The organism is Vibrio sp. OPT46 (assembly GCF_015163535.1).
In the GTDB taxonomy this organism is placed as follows: Bacteria; Pseudomonadota; Gammaproteobacteria; order Enterobacterales; family Vibrionaceae; genus Vibrio; species Vibrio alginolyticus.
Map to the genome: position 1 here is coordinate 1 of NZ_JADDYG010000413.1, position 1292 is coordinate 1292.

The 1292-nt window shown below is 40.9% G+C and carries 3 protein-coding genes; all 3 read left to right on the plus strand.

The genetic code is table 11. From position 1 onward, the window contains the following. Positions 1-122: 122 nt before the first annotated feature. Complete coding sequence (locus IQR33_RS18800; protein WP_025634011.1) at positions 123-530, plus strand: hypothetical protein; 408 nt, start codon at positions 123-125, stop codon at positions 528-530. A gap of 2 nt (positions 531-532) precedes the next feature. Next, positions 533-919, plus strand: coding sequence for a hypothetical protein (locus IQR33_RS18805; RefSeq protein WP_025634012.1), 387 nt, complete (start codon positions 533-535; stop codon positions 917-919). A gap of 75 nt (positions 920-994) precedes the next feature. Next, the coding region (locus IQR33_RS18810) for a hypothetical protein (RefSeq protein ID WP_193843922.1) at positions 995-1292 on the plus strand (298 nt) is incomplete at its 3' end.

Genomic DNA, 1292 nt, shown 5'->3' on the forward strand with positions numbered 1-1292 from the left:
ACCTCTGGCGAAAGAACTATTTCCGTAGAAAAAGGAAAATACTACGACTTCATTGGAACTGTTAGAGAAATCTCGGCTGACGGAACAATCTGTTCAGACACTTACTGTATTGGAGCGCTTCGATGAAAAAGTGGTATTGGATGTTTGTTTACACATTATCCAGTAGTTCATTCGCTTCAGAAACGCATAACTCCACTATTGCTGATGGCGGAATAAATGTAATTAAACATGTTCGACTTTGGATTGCAGTTCTCTGGAATTTGAGAGCAGTACTTGGCCTCGGTCTTGTCGTGTTTGGTTTCATCGGTTGGTACAAAGCAAACAAAGCGGATAATGATGTTTCTGTTCTATGGCCAATATCCTTCTCAATAGCTGGCGCATTATTAACTTTCCACGGTGGTTTAGATCTAGTGGGTGAGGTATTTACCTTTAGTGACACAGTGGACCCTATAACACTCGACTCATCTGGTCGGGCAAACCTCTCTTCTAACACAACTTATATCTTCGATGAAGGAGATAGCACGGAGTAACTATGAATAAACTAACGAAATGGTCCGGTGCCCTGGGTATCGCTCTAGCACTAACCTCTGTAACTACGATGGCAGCCAATGAAACAAAGCTAGAGCAAGCTGCAAAAAACGTGGATGCAATTTCAGCTGCAGGTGGTAGTGCTACATATACCATAGGCTTATGGATTGGTATTGCTATGATTGTCATTAGCCTTGCAACCTGGGCATGGAATAGCCGAGAAAGCTCACCACAAAGTAAGGGCGTAGGAAAATTCGTTTTAATCTGTGGTATCGCAGGGGCCGCTTTGACTTTCCCTAGTGCTTACATAGCAATGTTCGGTGAGGCTGCAAGCATCTCAAGTGCTGATGAGTCTGTTGATTATCGTGATCTTCAAAACGTAAATAATTAGATAAACATTCACAACCCCACTATCGAAAGCGTTAATAGATCGTGGGGCTAATTTTTTCATCTACAAGGAACAAAAATGAAGAAAATACTACTTATGGCATCGACATTATCAGTTATTACTGGCTGTGCTAATCAAACCGAACTAGGTGAACCAACAGTAGAGAACCCATCTTACCAATATCCTGGCATATCAAAGATATTATCAATTGATTATTTCGAAGTGGATAAAGGGACATCAGTTGCTCTTACGGAATATTTAGATAATCAAGATAGGTATTGCTTCCAATGGGTTTCGTCAGCAAAGAAAGTAAATGGTGAAACAACAAATGAGCATTCAATAGAAGCGAATATTTCTGTTCATTGCGGAGGATACG